The sequence below is a fragment of the Tahibacter harae genome (assembly GCF_024437735.1).
GTDB lineage: Bacteria > Pseudomonadota > Gammaproteobacteria > Xanthomonadales > Rhodanobacteraceae > Tahibacter > Tahibacter harae.
Genome location: NZ_JANFQO010000010.1, coordinates 146,837 through 163,027 on the forward strand (window position 1 = coordinate 146,837; position 16,191 = coordinate 163,027).

At 67.8% G+C, this 16,191-nt stretch carries 11 protein-coding genes; 7 read left to right on the plus strand and 4 right to left on the minus strand.

The features are described from left to right. Positions 1-233 precede the first annotated feature (233 nt). Genes NM961_RS12620 through NM961_RS12630 form a run of 3 tightly spaced genes read left to right on the plus strand, consistent with a single transcriptional unit; the run spans position 234 to position 5,435 of the window. Positions 234-1,220: a TetR/AcrR family transcriptional regulator gene (locus NM961_RS12620; RefSeq protein WP_255914744.1), complete on the plus strand. Its 987-nt coding sequence runs from the start codon at positions 234-236 to the stop codon at positions 1,218-1,220. Then, positions 1,217-2,317 (plus strand): efflux RND transporter periplasmic adaptor subunit, encoded by a 1,101-nt coding sequence (locus tag NM961_RS12625; RefSeq protein WP_255914745.1) that lies wholly within the window; start codon positions 1,217-1,219, stop codon positions 2,315-2,317. The genes NM961_RS12620 and NM961_RS12625 overlap by 4 nt, the downstream gene beginning before the upstream one ends. Positions 2,318-2,345: 28 nt before the next feature. Next, the gene (locus NM961_RS12630) at positions 2,346-5,435 is read left to right on the plus strand and encodes an efflux RND transporter permease subunit (protein ID WP_255914746.1); all 3,090 of its coding nucleotides are present in this window, start codon (positions 2,346-2,348) and stop codon (positions 5,433-5,435) included. A gap of 79 nt (positions 5,436-5,514) precedes the next feature. Here the strand turns inward: NM961_RS12630 and NM961_RS12635 are convergent, their stop codons facing one another. Further along, the gene (locus NM961_RS12635) at positions 5,515-6,375 is read right to left on the minus strand and encodes a hypothetical protein (protein WP_255914747.1); all 861 of its coding nucleotides are present in this window, start codon (positions 6,373-6,375) and stop codon (positions 5,515-5,517) included. 576 nt (positions 6,376-6,951) lie between these two features. Here NM961_RS12635 and NM961_RS12640 point away from each other — a divergent pair. The 3 genes from NM961_RS12640 to NM961_RS12650 all read left to right on the plus strand — a co-directional run bounded on the left by NM961_RS12640 (position 6,952) and on the right by NM961_RS12650 (position 13,062). Continuing rightward, on the plus strand, positions 6,952-10,470 hold the full coding sequence (locus NM961_RS12640) for an NHL repeat-containing protein (RefSeq protein WP_255914748.1): 3,519 nt from the start codon (positions 6,952-6,954) through the stop codon (positions 10,468-10,470). Positions 10,471-10,483: 13 nt separating this feature from the next. Continuing rightward, positions 10,484-12,232, plus strand: coding sequence for a pentapeptide repeat-containing protein (locus NM961_RS12645; RefSeq protein WP_255914749.1), 1,749 nt, complete (start codon positions 10,484-10,486; stop codon positions 12,230-12,232). A 152-nt stretch (positions 12,233-12,384) separates the two neighbouring features. Beyond that, positions 12,385-13,062 (plus strand): hypothetical protein, encoded by a 678-nt coding sequence (locus NM961_RS12650; protein WP_255914750.1) that lies wholly within the window; start codon positions 12,385-12,387, stop codon positions 13,060-13,062. 146 nt (positions 13,063-13,208) lie between these two features. On the opposite strand, the gene NM961_RS12655 is transcribed toward NM961_RS12650, so the two are convergent. Genes NM961_RS12655 through NM961_RS12665 form a run of 3 tightly spaced genes read right to left on the minus strand, consistent with a single transcriptional unit; the run spans position 13,209 to position 15,410 of the window. After that, complete coding sequence (locus NM961_RS12655; RefSeq protein ID WP_255914751.1) at positions 13,209-13,508, minus strand: 2Fe-2S iron-sulfur cluster binding domain-containing protein; 300 nt, start codon at positions 13,506-13,508, stop codon at positions 13,209-13,211. Continuing rightward, on the minus strand, positions 13,505-14,689 hold the full coding sequence (locus NM961_RS12660) for a hypothetical protein (protein ID WP_255914752.1): 1,185 nt from the start codon (positions 14,687-14,689) through the stop codon (positions 13,505-13,507). Before NM961_RS12660 ends, NM961_RS12655 begins: the two co-directional genes overlap by 4 nt. 4 nt (positions 14,690-14,693) lie before the next feature. Continuing rightward, positions 14,694-15,410 (minus strand): sterol desaturase family protein, encoded by a 717-nt coding sequence (locus tag NM961_RS12665; protein WP_255914753.1) that lies wholly within the window; start codon positions 15,408-15,410, stop codon positions 14,694-14,696. A 157-nt stretch (positions 15,411-15,567) separates the two neighbouring features. On the opposite strand from NM961_RS12665, the gene NM961_RS12670 reads away from it, so the two are divergent. Beyond that, positions 15,568-16,188, plus strand: coding sequence for a YybH family protein (locus NM961_RS12670; RefSeq protein ID WP_255914754.1), 621 nt, complete (start codon positions 15,568-15,570; stop codon positions 16,186-16,188). Positions 16,189-16,191 lie beyond the last annotated feature (3 nt).

Sequence of the window (16,191 nt, forward strand, 5' to 3'; positions counted from 1 at the left end):
ACTCGACGGGGCTGCGCGCAGTCCGCTGCATGCGGATGCGTCCGGCAGCCTGCCATGGGTCCGTCGCTGCGCAAAAGCAGTCGCGCAATCAGGGCGTTTACTGACCGCTTTGACGCGCAGGATGCGGGCGTTCCCCGCCCGTCTTCCGCGGACCGCCGCCCCTCCCGGTTCCGAGCCAAAAAAAGACCGGCCGGACGGTTGAAAGAAAACCGTCCGGCCGGTATGTTCCGACGATGGTCAGACCCGATGCCACGCTGTTGATCAACAAACTCCTCGACGCCGCCGAAACCGTGGTCGAGCGCCAGGGCATAGCCAACCTCACGCTGGATGCCGTCGCGCTGGAAGCGGGCCTCAGCAAAGGCGGCCTGCTCTACCACTTCCCTTCCAAGGACCGCCTGGTCGAAGCCCTGGTCGCGCGCTCCGCACGCGGCTGGCGGCAGTGCTTCAGCGAAGGCTACGAGCGCGCGGAGCCGGGACCGGGCCGCCAGTCGCGCGCGCTGCTGAATCACTGCCTCTCCGATGCCGCCGGCTGGACCCGCGAGCTGCGCCGCAGTTCCTCGGCCTGCTTCGCCGCGCTGGCGCAGAACCCCTCGCTGATGCAGCCCATGCGCGAGGTTTATGCCGAACTGCACCGGCGCGTCGCCGACGACGGCCTGCCGCCGGGCGTGGGCGAAGCCGTCGCCGCGGCCATAGACGGGCTGTGGCTGTACTGGGTGCTGGGCCTGGCCGAGGTCAACCAGGATCTGGTCGTGCGCGTGCGCGGGGCGCTGGAAGATCTGCTCAAGCGTTCGCTGCCGGCGGAGCAGGCAGCGAACGCAACCGTCTCTGCCGATGGCAGCAACCGCGCGATTGACGGCGCCGGCGCAACAGCGTCCGCCTCTGCGGCAGCAAGCGCCACCGCAACGCGGACCGCTGCCGCTGCCGCAAAAACCCCACCGCGGCCCAGCGCCAGGCGCTCGGCCAGCACCGCTTCCGCCGCGACAAGCAACGTCGTTGCGGACGTCTCCGCAAGCCATGGCGCGGCCAAAGCCGTCCGTAATGCCAGACCCGCGGCTGCCGGCAGCAAACCCGCCGCCACGGAATCCGCCGCGGCCCAAAACGCCAAATCCGCAACCGCCGCAACTCGCTCCGCAGCCGCCGCCAAGGCCACCCAACCCGCTGCCCGCCGCGCCGCCGCCAAGGCCGGCGCGGCACGCCCCAAGAAAGGACTCCGCCCATGAATGCCCGTCGCTGGATCGCTCCCGCCCTGCTGCTCGGCGCTCTCGCCGCCACAGCCGCAGGGCTCGCCCTGTGGAAATCCTCCGCCAACCGCGCGGCCGCCGCCGCCGCAGCCAGCCAGCCCGAACCGGTGGAATCGGTCGGCAGCGCGCTCGCACGCGAACTGCAGCACCGCGGCGCGGCCAGCGCCATCGGCACCGTGCACGCGCTGCGCTCGGTGCAGCTGCGCAACGAGGTCGCCGGCACCGTGCGCGAGGTTGCGCTGAAACCCGGCGCCGTGGTCGAAGCCGGCACCGTGCTGGTCGCGCTGGATGTCGCCGTGGAACAAGCCGAACTCAAGGCGCAGCAGGCCCAGGCCGCCCTGGCCCAGAGCATGCTCGACCGCGCCCAGCGCATGAACGAGCAGCGCGCCATCTCCCAGTCCGAACTGGACCGGGTCAAGGCCGAGCGCGACGTGGCCCTGGCGCAGATCGCACGCAGCCAGGCGCTGATCGCGCGCAAGACCCTGCGCGCACCGTTCCGCGCCCGCATCGGCATCGCCGACGTGCATCCGGGCCAGTTCCTGCAGGAAGGCACCGAGCTGACCACGCTGCAGGGCGTGGACGATGGCGCGCATGTGGATTTCGCCGTATCGCAGCAGGTCGCCGCCGGACTCAACGCCGGCGACAGCGTGCAAGTACAGGCCGGCGACGAAACCGCGCCGCTGGAAGCGCGCATCGTCGCCATCGACGCGCGGGTGGATCCGTCCACGCGCAATGCGCTGGTGCGCGCGCGCATCGACGGCGCCGCGCCGGCGCCGGGCGCCTCGGTGCGCGTGCGCCTCGCGGTGGGCGGCGCCCGCGCCGCGGTGGCGGTGCCGGCCAGCGCGCTGCGCAAGGGACCGGCCGGCGATCACGTCTTCGTGCTCGCCGCCGATGCCCAGGGCCAGGTGCGCGCGCAGCAGCGCAAGGTGCAGGTCGCCGCGCTGCTGGGTGAGGAAGTGGTGCTCGAATCCGGCCTCAGCGCCGGCGAGCGCGTCGCCGCCGCGGGTTCGTTCAAGCTGCGCGACGCCGCCCTGGTCGCCGTCGCCGAGCCGGCCAGCGCCGGCGGCACCCGTTGAAACACAGCGCTCAACAAGGACAGCCCGCATGCGCTCGTTCACGGACATCTTCATCAAGCACCCGGTCCTCGCGATCGTCGTCAACCTGATCCTGGCGCTGGCCGGCTGGCGCGCCCTGACAGCGCTGCCGTTGCAGCAATATCCACAGATAGAAAGCACCTCCATCCTGATTACCACGGTCTATACCGGCGCCAGCGCCGAGACCGTGCGCGGCTTCCTGACCACGCCGATCGAGCGCGCCGTGTCCGCCATCGGCGGCGTGGACCACATCGAATCGAGCAGCCGCGCCGGGGTCAGCACGGTCACAGTGCGGCTCAAGCTCAACCACGACAGCACCAAGGCCCTGGCCGAGGTGACGGCGCGCCTGCAGCAGGTGCGCTCGGAGCTGCCGCAGGAAGCCGAGCCGCCGGCAGTGGAAGTGCAGCGCGCCGACCGGCCCTATGCCAGCTTCTATGTCGCGTTTTCCTCCAGTGAACGCTCGCTGCCGGCGGTGACCGACTGGCTGGTGCGCACGCTGCAGCCGCAGTTCTCCACCATTCCCGGCGTGCAGCGCGTCACCGTCGAAGGCGGCCGCCAGCTGGCCATGCGCATCTGGATAGAGCCCGAGCGCCTGGCCGCGCTGAACCTTTCGCCGGGCGATGTGCAATCCGCCCTGCTGCGCAACAACTATCTCGCCGCGGTCGGCCAGACCAAGGGCGAACTGGTGCAGATCAACCTGCTGGCCAATACCGACCTGCGCACCGCCGAGGAATTCCGCAACCTGATCGTGGCCGAGCGCGACGGTGCCGTGGTGCGCCTGTCCGATGTGGCGCGGGTGGAGCTGGGCGCCGAGGAGGCCGAACTGGTCGGCAAGTACAACCAGCGCGAGGCGGTCTATCTCGGCGTATGGCCGCTGGTCGGTTCCAACGAGATCGAGGTCGCGCACCAGCTGCGCGCCGAGATGGAACGCCTGCGCGCCACACTGCCGCGCGACATCGATATGCAGATGGCCTACGACGGCACTGTGTTCATGGAGGCGGCGCTGGGCGAGATCGTCAAGACGCTGGCGGAAACCGTCTTCATCGTCGCCCTGATCGTGTTCCTGTTCATGGGATCGGTGCGCACCGCGCTGGTGCCGCTGATCGCCATGCCGGTGTCCCTGCTCGGCGCCGCGCTGGTGATGCTGGGCCTGGGCTTCAGCCTGAACCTGCTGACCATGCTGGCCATCGTGCTGTCGGTAGGCCTGGTGGTGGACGACGCCATCGTCGTAGTGGAGAACGTCGAACGCCATGTCGGCGAGGGCAAGTCGCGCATCGAGGCCGCGTTGCTGGGCGCACGCGAGCTGATCGGCCCCATCATTGCCATGACCATCACCCTGGCCGTGGTCTACGCGCCCATCGGTTTCCAGGGCGGCCTGACCGGCGCGCTGTTCCTGGAGTTCGCCATCACCCTGGCGGTGGCGGTGATCGTCTCGGGCGTGGTCGCAGTGACCCTGTCGCCGGTGATGAGTTCGCGCTTCGTGCACGCCCACGGCCACGAAGGCCGCCTGACCCGGCTGGTCAACCGCGCCTTCGAGCAGGTGCGCGCGGTCTATGCCTGGCTGCTGGACCGGGCGCTGGAAATGCGCGCCGCCATCGTCATCGCCGCGCTGCTGGTGACTGCGGCGGCCTGGCCGTTGTATACCTTTTCGCGCCAGGAGCTGGCGCCGGTGGAGGACCAGAGCCATATCAGCCTGTTCTTCGAAGCCTCCCCGGACGCCTCCATCGCCGCGGTCGACCGCGAGGCGCAGAACGTGGCGCAGATCGTGCGCGGCTTCGCCGAGACCCGCTCCACCTGGGCCCTGATCGCGCCCTGGGGCGGCTTCGGCGGCCTGGACGCCAAGCACTGGCACGAACGTGGCCGCACCACCGAGGACATGTACGGCGAAGTCTACGGCGCCGTGTCCCAGGTGCCCGGGCTGCGCGTGTTCCCGCGCCTGGATCCGCCGCTGCCCACGCCGGGCCAGTACGACGTGGAGCTGGTACTGCAGAGCGAAGCTTCGCCGCAGCAGCTGCTGGAGACCGTGGGCGCGGTGCTGGATGCGGGCTGGAAGAGCGGCAAGTTCCTGTATGTGGACACCGACCTGAAGATCGACCTGCCCGAGGCGCGCGTGGTCATCGACCGCGAACGCATCGCCGACCTGGGCCTGGACCTGGCCACCGTCGGCCAGGAACTGGGCACCCTGCTCGGCGGCGGCTATGTCAACCGCTTCAATTATTTCGACCGCAGCTACAAGGTGATCCCGCAGATCGGGGAGAAGGACCGCGCCTCGGTCAATGCCCTGCTCGATCTCAAGATCAAGACGCCGGACGGCCAGATGGTGCCGGTATCCACCTTCACCCGCATCGAGACCGCGACCGCGCCGCGCAGCCTCAACCGCTTCCAGCAGCGCAACGCCGTGCGCGTGTTCGGCGGCGTCAATCCCGGCGTGACCAAGGCCGAAGGCCTGCAGGTGCTGGAAGATGCGGCACGTGCCGCCAGCGGACGCCTGGTCAACCTGGACTACGCCGGCGAATCGCGCCAGATCCGCCACGAGAGTGCCGCGCTTACCGTCACGCTGGGCTTTTCCATCGTGCTCATCTACCTGGTGCTGGCCGCGCAGTTCCACAGCTTCCGCGATCCGCTGATCGTGCTGCTGGGCTCCGTGCCGCTGGCGATCTCCGGCGCGCTGCTGTTCAGCTTCCTCGACCTCACCACCATCAACATCTATTCGCAGGTCGGCCTGATCACCCTGGTCGGCCTTATCGCCAAGGGCGGCATCCTGATCGTGGAATTCGCCAACGCGCGCCAGCAGCGCGGACTCAGCCGCGAGGCCGCACTGCGCGAGGCGGCGCTGACGCGGCTGCGCCCGGTGCTGATGACCTCCGCCGCGATGATCTTCGGCCAGCTGCCGCTGGTGCTGGCCACCGGCCCGGGTGCCGAGGCGCGCAACAGCATCGGCATCATCCTCGTCGCCGGCATGGTGGTAGGCACCTTGTTCACCCTGTTCGTGGTGCCGGTGTTCTATTCGCTGCTGGCTTCGGAACATCACGACGCGCCCGAGACGGCCGCAGCCGAGCGCTTGCCGCAACCGCCGCACGGGGCGCTGGGCACAGCCTGAGGCGGCAACGGAAAACGCCCATTGGCAAACGGCGCGGGTCGTCCCACCGCGCCGTTTTTTTTTGCTGCGCGGCAGCGGCCTAGGGCACGAAATCCGCGCTGGCCAGGTCGTAGCGGCGCAGGCCCAGCGTGCCCTCGGCAACCAGGGCCTTGATCTCGCGGCGCAAGGTTGCGATGCGCTCGCCGAAGCTGTCCTCGCCGATGCGCAGCAGCGCGGCGAAGGGATCGGCGCTGGCCAGCGCATTCACAATGACCGGCGCCCGCGCGCGGCCCTGGTGGCTGATATCGGCGACGAGCAGGCAGATGCGGTCCTCGGCCCCGTCGAGGTTGTAGCGCTGGGCCAGGCGGCGCATCTTGGCGCGGATATGCGCCAGGCCCACGTCGACCTGTACCTGGCGATGCAGCGGATCGTTCTGCACCCAGTGCACGAATTTCGCCGCCTGGATCACCTCGGTGTCCTCGACTTCCGCCGAGCCGGGATTGAGATAGTCCAGCAGGCCGTCGGTGGAGGTGTCCGATTCCAGCGGCACCAGCGCATCGTCGCCGATGCGGCAGATGCGCCCGCCGCTCACGGTGAGGTCGGGGAAATATTCCGGTGCCAGCGGCAGCTGCAGCAGGGCGCGGAGATAGGCGACGAAATCGCCGTTGGGCACGTGCGCGGCGAACTGCAGAAAGGCGAAGGTAAAGCGCGCGCGGTCGTAGGTATTGAGCGTGTGGAACAGCGCGCCTTCGGCCGTCGCGGTCGGATGGATGAAATCCGCCCAGAAACCGTGCTGGCCGCGGAACTGGCTGCGGTCGTAGCGCTGGGCGGCCGTGCCGCTGACATTCATCAGCCCCTTGCGGCCCTGGTAGCTGACCCGCCGCCCGATGGCGAAACGCTGGCCGTCGATGCGGCCGAAATAACGGTTGCCCTGCTCCAGCGAAAAACTCACCACTTTCATCGGCGCTCTCCCGGTGTGTCGTATGACCCTGGTCCCGCAGCAATTGTGTAAAACGCCTCACTGCCGTGCAGGCGAACGGCGCAGGCCGCATCGCACGCCGCCCGGCCGCACGCGCAACGCCCGGGCCCTCCTTCCCGCGGTATTTCCTGCGGATTGCCGATCGCCGGCATCCGCCGCAGACACACAGGTGCCGGCAGAGGCGGAAACCTCTCACCGGATGCGCAGACCGGGGCGCGGGCCTTTCGGGAAAAAGCCGCCGCGGCGCAAGCACGCACGCACGGAAATACCGCGCGGCACTTCTGCACCAGCGCAACATTGCGACAAGGCAATTGTCCGCCGCAGACACCGTTTTCCCCTGTGCGAACACTGCTGCAACACGCCTGATAGGCCCCGCCCTGTCTTGCCGCTAGGCAAAACTGCAGCGCTCGCGTTGCAGCGTCAGGGGGAAATCCAGCGTACCGCCGTGTCCCGTTTCCCCGGGACGCGACCGCCATTCCGTACCCGCCTGTTCCCCCTGTCCGCACCGCGCGCCGCTGCTGCACTGCCACGGTCGGTTTCTCCAGACAAGGAACAGCCATGCCATCGATCCCAGCGACAGAACCGCATTTACTGCATTTCGACCTCGCCGAAGCCGAGGCGCCGTATACGCTGCATGTCGCGCAGCGCGAGTTCGTGCTGAACCCGCACAGCCGCGCCACCCGCGCCGACGCACGCGCCGAGAACGGCTTCCTGCGCCTGCTCGCCGACGACGCGGTCAGCCATTACGTACAGCTGGCGCTGCCGTCCGACGCCGTCGCGCTGATGTGGGTGACCCAGCCGGTGCAGGTGGACGGCCATGGCGCCGAGCGCATCGTCTCCATGGGCATACACCTGCCGCGCGAAACGCGCCTGCGCGACGTGCGCGGCGAACTGCTGCGCGGCAGCGGGGATGACGCCGCGCCGCATCCCAAGCTGGCCTTCCGCAAACTGGAAAAATCCCTGCTGCACAGCGATCTCGGCGCGCTGCGCAGCATTCCCGACCAGATCGCCGATGTGCAGGATCCGTACGAAAGCGCGGTCGCCCTGCTGTTCAAGCACCCGGAGCTGATCAACCTGAACTCCACCGCCAGCAGGGGCGGCCCCACTGTCGTGATCGAAGCCTGCATACGCCGCGCACTGAGCGAAAGCAGCCTGCTGGTCGAGGCGATACGTGCCAATCCCGGCACCTGGGCACCGACCGAGCGCGCGCGGGACGTGGACGGCTCGCCGCTGCTCGACGACGAAGGCAAGCCGGTGTTCGTCACCGGCCTGCACCCCGACGTGCTGGCGACGCTGCCCAATGTCATCGGGCGTGCCCTGGTTCTGGCCAACCAGAACGAAGACCTGCGCGGCCAGGCCTGGTCGCTGCAATACGGCAATACCATCGCCGACTACGCCGGCCGCGTCGCGCCCAGGACCCAGGCCGCGGCGCCGAAACTGCGCGGCGCCGGCGACGTGAAATGGCGGCTGAAGAATCTCACGCCCAGCAGCGGCCTGGAATTTGAATCCGACGTGCGCTTCACGCCGGCCGTTCCCGGCGCCAACTGGCGCGCCGAAGGCACCTGGTCGGACAGCGACGCGGCGAACCTGGGGCCGTTCGACGATGCCGCGCAGAAAGCGCTGGCCGCCGGCAACCTGCATGTGAAGTTCGGCAGCATCAGCGGCCGGATCAGGCCGGTGGGCGGCAAGGAACGCAGCTACGAGGTGATGCTGGAGGGCCAGCAGGGCAAAGGCGAGCTGCTGCTCAATGCCGAAGGCACCGCACTGCAATACCTGATCACCGCCAGCGGCGGACCGTTCGGCGATGCGTACTTCGCCATCGGCAGCGGCCCGGCCCTGCGCAAGGTGCACAACATCGCCGTACGCGATGCCGGCACCAACGGCAATCTCACCGTGGTGTGCAAGAACCACTGGCTGCGTCATCTCTCGGCCTACGTGGAATTCCTCGACAGCGCCGGCCAGCCGTTGCCGCCGCGGGGCTGGGTATCGCGCTTCCCGCTGCCCCTCACCACCGCCGGCTTCGACGACCACCCGACCCGGCGATTCGTCGACATCGTCAGCCCGGTGGAAACCATGATGGGCATTCCGTTGCCGGCCGAGTCCTCGCATTTCAATGTGCCGGTGCCGGCCAATGCGGCGACCATCCGCTTCACCTGGGGCGGCATGGGCCAGGGCCGCTATGACGAAGTCGCCTGTCCGGTCGGCGCCATTCTCACCACCGTGATCGAGATGGCCCTGCCCATGGTGCTGCTCGCGGCCTCGGCCTCGCCGGGCAAATCCGGCGGCCTGCTCGGCCTGGTGCGGCGCAAGCCCATACTCGGTGCGCTGCTGGTGGGCTTCGCCGGCGTGGTGATCGGCAAGAGCGACGACCCGGCGCGCATGGCCGGCATGATCGCGAAGAAGCTGGTGCCCATGATCGCCAAGGCCGGCCTGAAGGAACTGGGCCAGTACATCGCCGAGAAAATCATCGAAGGCGGCGCCAAGAAGGCCCTGCCCTTCATCAACATTGCCCTGCTGCTGGCCGACGTGGCCGCGACCGTGGCTTCGCTGGCGCAGACCACCAGCGCAATCCGCCAGTCGCCGCGCGCCCAGGTCACCGAGATCACGCGCAGCATAGACCTGCGCATCACCATCACGTCGAGCAAGCTGTACAAGAAATTCCCCGATCACCACCATCACCTGGGCATCGTCGTCGCCTATGACAGCGGCGTCACTCTGCCCAAGCTGATCAAGCCGCTGCCGCCGGAAACCCTCAGCGACGATATCGTGGTGGATTTCAGCGATGTGCCCGCCGCCGGCAACCTGCGCGTGCTGGTGTTCTTCTATGCGGAGAACGATTGGCAATCAGGCCAGGGCGCCAGCCGCTGGCTCAAGGCCGAAGGCCAGGCCGGCAGCCATCTGCTGGTGGTGCCGCCGATCGAGATTGACGTCAACGAAGTGCCGCTGGGGCGCTGGTCGGTCTACGAACATCTGCAGAAGATCACCCTGGAGAACGGCCGGCGCGTATGGAAAGCCGGGCCGCCGCCGCAGGCGACCAAGACCACGCCGTCGCCGGTACGCGGCGTAATCAGCAAACTGCACGCCATCACCATGGCGCAGTATTCGCAGATGATCGGCTACTGCTGGGAAGCCAGCGACCTGAACCTGCCCCCGGACGACGCCGCGCATCCGCCGAGCAGCAGCAGCCTGTATACCTTGCAGAACCTGTCCGTGCTGCAGCGGCCGCAGGACGGCTTCAGCGCCGCCGCGCTGGGTTTCAGCGGCGGCAGCAGCATAGCCTACGATCTGGTCTCGCCCGACGATGGCAGCGGCCGCAGCTTCTTCATCGATCCCACCCGCGGCGTCTACCACGAAACCAACAATCGCGCCGGCGGCTACCACCTGCGCCGCATTGCAGTCGATTACAAAAAGCCGCCGGATTTCAAACCGCGCCGCAATGAATCCTGGGGCCGCTTCCCGGATGCGGTCGACGGCATGGTGCTGCATCCGCACGGTTATCTGTTCGCGATCCGCCGCGGCACGCACAAGCTGTACCGCATCGCGCTGCCGGATATCGCCACCAGCGACGAAGACGCGCCCATGGCCACGCTGTGCTCCGGCGAAGGCAGCCGCCACGGCCTGATGAAATCACCCATGGCTGTGGCGCTGGCGCTGGACGGCCGCGTGCTGGTGCTGGAATCGGGCAACGGCAGGCGCGTGCAGTGCTTCGACGTCAACGGCAATCCGGTCGCCTATTTCACCGATCCGGTCAGCAAGACCCGCACGCCGGTACTGCCGCTGCGCAGCGACGGCAAAAACCTGACCCTGCTCGACATGGCGGTGGAAGCCAAGGGCCATATTTTCATCCTGGGCCATACCGGCGCCGGCCAGGCACCGGGAGACTACCGCCTGGACCTGTACGACCCCGCCGGCACCTACCTCACCACCACCAGCAATTTCACGGCCGCGCGCATCACCGTCGACCTGCTGCGCAATGTGTTCGCGCTGAACTACGAAGTGCTGGATACCAACGGCCGCCGCCCCGAACCGGGCGTCAGCCAGTGGCGACCGCCCGCGCCGTCGAAACCGCGCGCCTGAAAGGAATCCGACCATGAATCGTTTCTACGGCAAATACCGCTTCATCATCAACGGCCGCAAGCTGGTGTTCTGGGAAAACCGCATCGGCCTGATCAGCAAGGACCGCACCACCATCCGCGAAATGGGCCGGAACCATGTGCCGCTGCCGCCGGAATGCTGCATGTTCCTGGTCGTGGGGCCCGGCGACGGCACCTGCTGGCTGCAGGCCTGCAATGGCGAAACCTTTGCCAGCAACGAGGGCGCGCTGGGCATTCTCACCACCACGCCCACCGGCCTGCCGCGCTACCTGACCCGGGTGACGGGCATGCGCTTCGACCTCGCCTCCCTGCGCGCCGGAAGCACGGGGAAACTGCGCTACTACCGCGAGGACCGGCCGGGCATCTGGGCCGACATCGGCTACCAGCGCGCCAGGGCGCTGGAGGTCGACGATATTACCGAGACCCCCTATATCACGAACGTGGCGAGCACCGATCTGGCGGGCAGCGACTGGACGCTGGAACAGCTCGGCGACGGCATCGACCAGATGACGGCGGGCAGCAAGAAGGTCACGCATTTCGATTTCACGCCGGCAGGCAAGGCCGTGGTCAACCTGAGCGGAGAAAACCTCGCCGGCGTGGATTTCGGCCGGGCCGATCTCAGCGAGTGCCTGCTGACCGGCGCCACGCTCACCAACACCACCTTCGACGGCGCGCGCCTGCGCAAGGCCGGGCTGGACCGCGCCAACTTCAGCGGCGCAACGCTCAACAACGTCATCTTCAGCAAAGCCAGCATGAATTCGACCAACCTCAACGGGGTCAAGGGCGTCGGCTGCGATTTCTCCGACTGCGATCTGCTGAGCGTCATCTGCGCCGGCCAGCTCGGGCTGACTTCGCCGGAGAACGCGCCCATGCGCTTCTCCCGCGCCAAGTTCAACTATGCGCTGATCGGCACGGACTGGAAGCACCGGATCATGGACTGGGCCGAGATCCGCGCTATCAGCAGCGGCGCGCGCATCGACGCGACCAAGGCCAATCTCACCGGCGTGGTGCTCAGCGACCTGAATCTCGCGTCGAGCTGCAAATTCGACAACGCCATCCTGCGCAATGCCAGCCTGGCCGAGTCCCGCATGCCTTTCGCCTCGTTCAAGGGCGCGTTTCTCGACGGGACTGTCGCGCCGGACCTGGCCGGCACCGACTTCGCCGGCGCGCGCCTGCAGGGCAGTTCCTTCGAGGACGCCCACTGCACCCGCGCCAATTTTTCCGGCGCACGGCTGGACGAGGCGAATTTCAGCAAGGCGCGCCTGCACAAGGCCAATTTCACCAATGCCTATCTGCGCCGGGTGAATTTTTCCGCGGTGGAGCAGCGCGGCATGAGCGGCGCCTCGTTCAACCGCGCTTTCCTGGTCGGCTGCAATTTCAGCGGTGCGGACCTGTCCACCTACCAGACCGACACAGTGAACATGACCCAGGCCTATCTGCACGGCGCAGACTTCAGCGGCGCCAATCTCGCCGGCACGCTGATGACCGGGGCGGGCATCGCCTTCGAGGAAGGTTCGCTGTCAGTGCGCATCGACAGCGAGACAGCCAATCCGGTGCCCTACGAAGCGACCCTCATAGACCCGGAAGACACCACCACCCGCGAGACCTCCTGCCCCAACGGCGACAAGGGACCGTGCAGCCTGGGCCAAATGCACAGCAAGCAGCCCTTCCCCACCGTATGGCCCTGGCCGCGCGGCGCCAGCGACCCCGAGCAGGAGGTGGAGGAGGTCCGGCAAGCGGACTGAGCAAGCGCCAGCCTGGAGAACGAAAGCAGCACTGTACGCCAGCGCCGCAACCATGCAGACTCGCCGTTCCCGCCGCCCCAGCCGGCGGCGGGAACGGAGCCAGGGGCCGTGTTCGCTATCCGACAGCAACCAGCAGCCAGCGGGAGTCTCGCATGATCCGTCGTGCATCTTTCTTTATTTTTTCCTTTGTTTCACTTGCCTGCGGCGGCGCCCAGGCGGCGCAATTCGCCGGCACGGGCACCGGCCCCATCCCGGATGCCGGCACCACCGGCACCTACGGCACACCGCTGACGGTCAGCTTCACGGTCAGCGGACTGTCCGGCCCGGTCACCTCGGTGGGCTTGCGCGCGGCCATGTCGCATACGTGGATCGACGATCTGGACGTGGAACTGTTCGCCCCGGGCGGCGCGCCTTCGCTCAAGATCTTCAGCCGCGTCGGCAACACCACGGCCAGCCCGCCCGGCAGCGCCACGGCCAATACCGGCTGCCAGACCGACCTCGGCGGCACCTATGATTTCGCCGACGGCCAGAGCGGCTCGTTCTGGGCCGGCGCCGGCTTCCTCACCTCCCAGAGCGAATGCCTGGACGCCAGCGGCATCACCGTTCCCTCCGGCGGCTACCGCACCTCGGCGCCGGGCGGCGTGGGCAGCACCGGCCAGGCCACCTCGCTCAATGCCATATTCGGCGGCCTCAGCGCCGCCCAGGCCAACGGCACCTGGACGCTCGTCGCCCGCGACCGCGGCCTGCAGGACGAGGGCGATATCTCTTCGGCGACGTTGTTCATCAATGAATCGCTGCCGGTGAGCTTGCAGCGTTTCAGCGTGGATTGATAAGCGACGGGATTCGGGATTCGAGCCCGCGACGGCGAAGTCGCGGCTCGAATCCCGGGCTGCCTTACGGACAACGGGATTCAACATCCGCAGCGCGGCGGCAAACGCGCCCTGCGAATCCCCAATTCCGACTCCCGAACCCCGACTCACACACTCTCGATCTTGCGCACCCGCAACGCCCCCAGCGGCACCAGCTGGCAGGCCAGGCGCGCGCGCGGATTGCCGGGCGCATAGATTTCCAGCGCTTCGCGTTCGTCGTCCGCCGGCGGTTCCACCGCGTCGGCGGCGGCTTCGACTTCGATCAGGCAGGTGCCGCACAGGCCGCTGCGGCAGCCGAACAGCAGCGGCGAGTTCTGCACGCTCAGATGCAGCGGCAGGCAGCCGCGCAGCGGGATTTCCTGCGGTGGAAACGCGGTGTCCGGGAACTCGATGCGCACGGTGCTCATTGCGGACGGAAGCGGGCCAGCGCGGCGCGGTTGCGCGCGAGATAGCGCTGCGCGCCGTTGCGGCGCATGCCGCGCATCTCGCGGTTGTGGGCGTCGAGCCAGGTCACCGGTTCGACGAAGGCAACGTAGGAATCCGCTGCCGTCGCATGCGTCTGCAGCGCAGCCTGCAGGCCTTCGCTGTCCTGAGTGAAGCAGGCGGCGAGCATGGCCATGGCCTGGCCGTGGTCCATGCCGAACACGCCCGACCGGAACAGCTTGTAGATCACGCCGTAGGCCGCCGGATCGTGCCAGAAGATGCCGTTGACCACGACCGAGGCGTTGGCGTGATCGGCCTGGCAGCCGGCGACGCCGCGGTTCACCACCCAGCGCTCGAAACGGGTCGGCGCGGCGATGGAGCGCGGCACTTCCAGCCCGACCAGGCGCGAGGTGTTGAAATGGAAGGACTCGTCCATGAAATGGTAGTAGCTGATCAGTGACGGTATCGGCGCATTGGCCTGGTCCGGATGATCCAGGTAATGCCGCGACAGGCGGTGCTGGATCAGCTTGCCGTTGAGCGTGCGCAGGCCGCGGATCAGCAGGTACTGGCTGGCCAGAAAAGCATTGTTGGACGACAGCAGCAGGAAGCCGCGGATCTGCAGCCGGCGCCAGAAATCCTTCGCCGCCGAGCTGTCGGCGAAGATCATGGTGTGGTCGAACAGGCTGCGCATGGGATAGGTGAACAGGCGCTCGCCGAACAGGCTGTGTTCGACGTCCTCGCTCACTTTCTTGAACGCGGCGATATGGGCGCGTTCCTGGCGCGATTCCAGATCCAGGTTGTCGCAGACCAGGCGAAAATCCTCCAGCGCGTACAGGCCGGCGGCAGATACCTGGTTGAGGAAGATGGTCGCGATCTCGGCCGAGACGATCTGGGCGTAGTACGCCACCCAGTACAACTGGTTCAGCACCACGCGCTGGGCCGGCGTGGCCTGGTCCCACACCGGCGTACCCCAGAGCAGCGAGAACGCTTCCGGATTCCAGTAGACGTCACGGCAATCGGCATAGCTGAAGCGCTGCGCCGCGGCGTCGATGGCCGCGGTGTGGTCCAGCTCCGTGTTGCGGCGCAGGTTGAATTCCAGCTTGCGGCAGGTGGAAGCGTCGTCGAGCAGGCTGTGGGTCTGGCGCTGGGCTAGGCCGGGATGCATGGGATTACCAGGGAAAAAGGAATTGGCGCCAGGCGGCCGGCGCCTGGTCCACACCGTAGCGCGCCGGATAGCCGCGCGCCTCGCGCGCGGTGCCGAACAGGCGGTCCCACAGCATCAGGTTGGCGCCGTAGTTGGTGCCGTGCCCGGCCGGACTGTGGTGCAGATGATGCTGCCAGGGCGTCACCAGCACCCGCCCCAGCCAGAACGGCGCCGGCACGCGCGAATGGCGCCAGACATCCAGCGCCGCGGTCAGCCCGGCCGCGGCGAAGAAGCCCGCCGGCGCATCGCAGAGAAAACCCAGCACGGGATTGAGCAGCAGGTAGACGAACAGGAAATTGATCGCCAGCGCATTGCGCGAGGTGGCCCAGACATTCAGCGTGGGCGAGGCGTGATGGCACTGGTGCAGCGCCCAAAGGAAGGGCACACGGTGGAACAGGCGGTGCTGCCAGTAGTAGAAAAAATCCACAACAATAAAATTCAACAGAAATGCGCCCAGCCAGCCCAGCGGCAGCACGCCGGCCAGCCGCGGCAGCCCCGGCGCCAGCAGGCGCGTTGCGATCAGGTAGCCCGCCAGCGGCACCGCCACGCCCTGCACCAGCAGGCCGGCGAGGTTGAGCGCGTGATCGGCCGGGCCGTAGCGCGCCGGCATGGGCGCGCCGCGGCGCTCCAGCACGGCCAGCACGACGAAGGCGATCAACGGCAGATACCAGCCCTCATGCATGTGGCGATTGTCCGACCCGGCCGCGGAAACGAGCCGCACCAGCATACCGGCGCCGCGCGAAGCGGCGCAAATTGCACCTGAATGCGCTTTAACATCACCCTGGCCGCGCCGCGACAGGCTATGCTGCGCGCCGGCTCATACGCCATGGGAGGAGCGCATGAAACGTCTGCTGAGTTGGGTAGCCACACTGCTGCTGTGCTGCACTGTCCTGAACCCTGCCCCGGCGCAGGATGCCGCGGAGCGCCAGGCCGACCACGAAGCCCTGCGCGAACTGCTGCGCACCGCCACCGAAGCCATCAACACGCGCAAGTTCGACCTGGTCGCGCCGCGCCTGCACAGCGGCTTCACCGTGATCGCGGTGGACAACACCAAGCTGGTCGGCATCGAAGCCTTCCGCAACTACTGGAACGCCCTGTTCGACGGCGCCAACGCGCCGCTGATCGCGGTGGAGACCCGCCCGGTCGCCGACGAACTCACGTTCTTCCTTTCCGACACCGTCGGCGTGGTCTACGGCACCTCGCAGGACACCTATACCTTCCACAAGAACGCCGTATTCGCCGAAGGCGACAAGCGCAGCATGAACACGCGCTGGAGCGCCGCGGTGATCAAGGAAGGCGAGGTCTGGAAGCTGGTCAATGTCCACTTCTCGGCCAATCCCTTCGATAACCCCATGCTGGACGTGGCCGCGGGCGCGCTGAAGAAGACCGCCCTCCTGGCCGGCGCCGGCGGCCTGGTGCTGGGCCTCTTGCTGATGGCCCTGCTGCGGCGCCGCCGCTGAGGC

Excerpts from the sequence above, each read along its gene's own strand:
- NM961_RS12620 (WP_255914744.1), top strand. The coding sequence starts at position 234 with ATGGTCAGACCCGATGCCACGCTGTTGATCAACAAACTCCTCGACGCC.
- NM961_RS12625 (WP_255914745.1), top strand. The coding sequence starts at position 1,217 with ATGAATGCCCGTCGCTGGATCGCTCCCGCCCTGCTGCTCGGCGCTCTC.
- NM961_RS12630 (WP_255914746.1), top strand. The coding sequence starts at position 2,346 with ATGCGCTCGTTCACGGACATCTTCATCAAGCACCCGGTCCTCGCGATC.
- NM961_RS12635 (WP_255914747.1), bottom strand. The coding sequence starts at position 6,375 with ATGAAAGTGGTGAGTTTTTCGCTGGAGCAGGGCAACCGTTATTTCGGC.
- NM961_RS12640 (WP_255914748.1), top strand. The coding sequence starts at position 6,952 with ATGCCATCGATCCCAGCGACAGAACCGCATTTACTGCATTTCGACCTC.
- NM961_RS12645 (WP_255914749.1), top strand. The coding sequence starts at position 10,484 with ATGAATCGTTTCTACGGCAAATACCGCTTCATCATCAACGGCCGCAAG.
- NM961_RS12650 (WP_255914750.1), top strand. The coding sequence starts at position 12,385 with ATGATCCGTCGTGCATCTTTCTTTATTTTTTCCTTTGTTTCACTTGCC.
- NM961_RS12655 (WP_255914751.1), bottom strand. The coding sequence starts at position 13,508 with ATGAGCACCGTGCGCATCGAGTTCCCGGACACCGCGTTTCCACCGCAG.
- NM961_RS12660 (WP_255914752.1), bottom strand. The coding sequence starts at position 14,689 with ATGCATCCCGGCCTAGCCCAGCGCCAGACCCACAGCCTGCTCGACGAC.
- NM961_RS12665 (WP_255914753.1), bottom strand. The coding sequence starts at position 15,410 with ATGCATGAGGGCTGGTATCTGCCGTTGATCGCCTTCGTCGTGCTGGCC.
- NM961_RS12670 (WP_255914754.1), top strand. The coding sequence starts at position 15,568 with ATGAAACGTCTGCTGAGTTGGGTAGCCACACTGCTGCTGTGCTGCACT.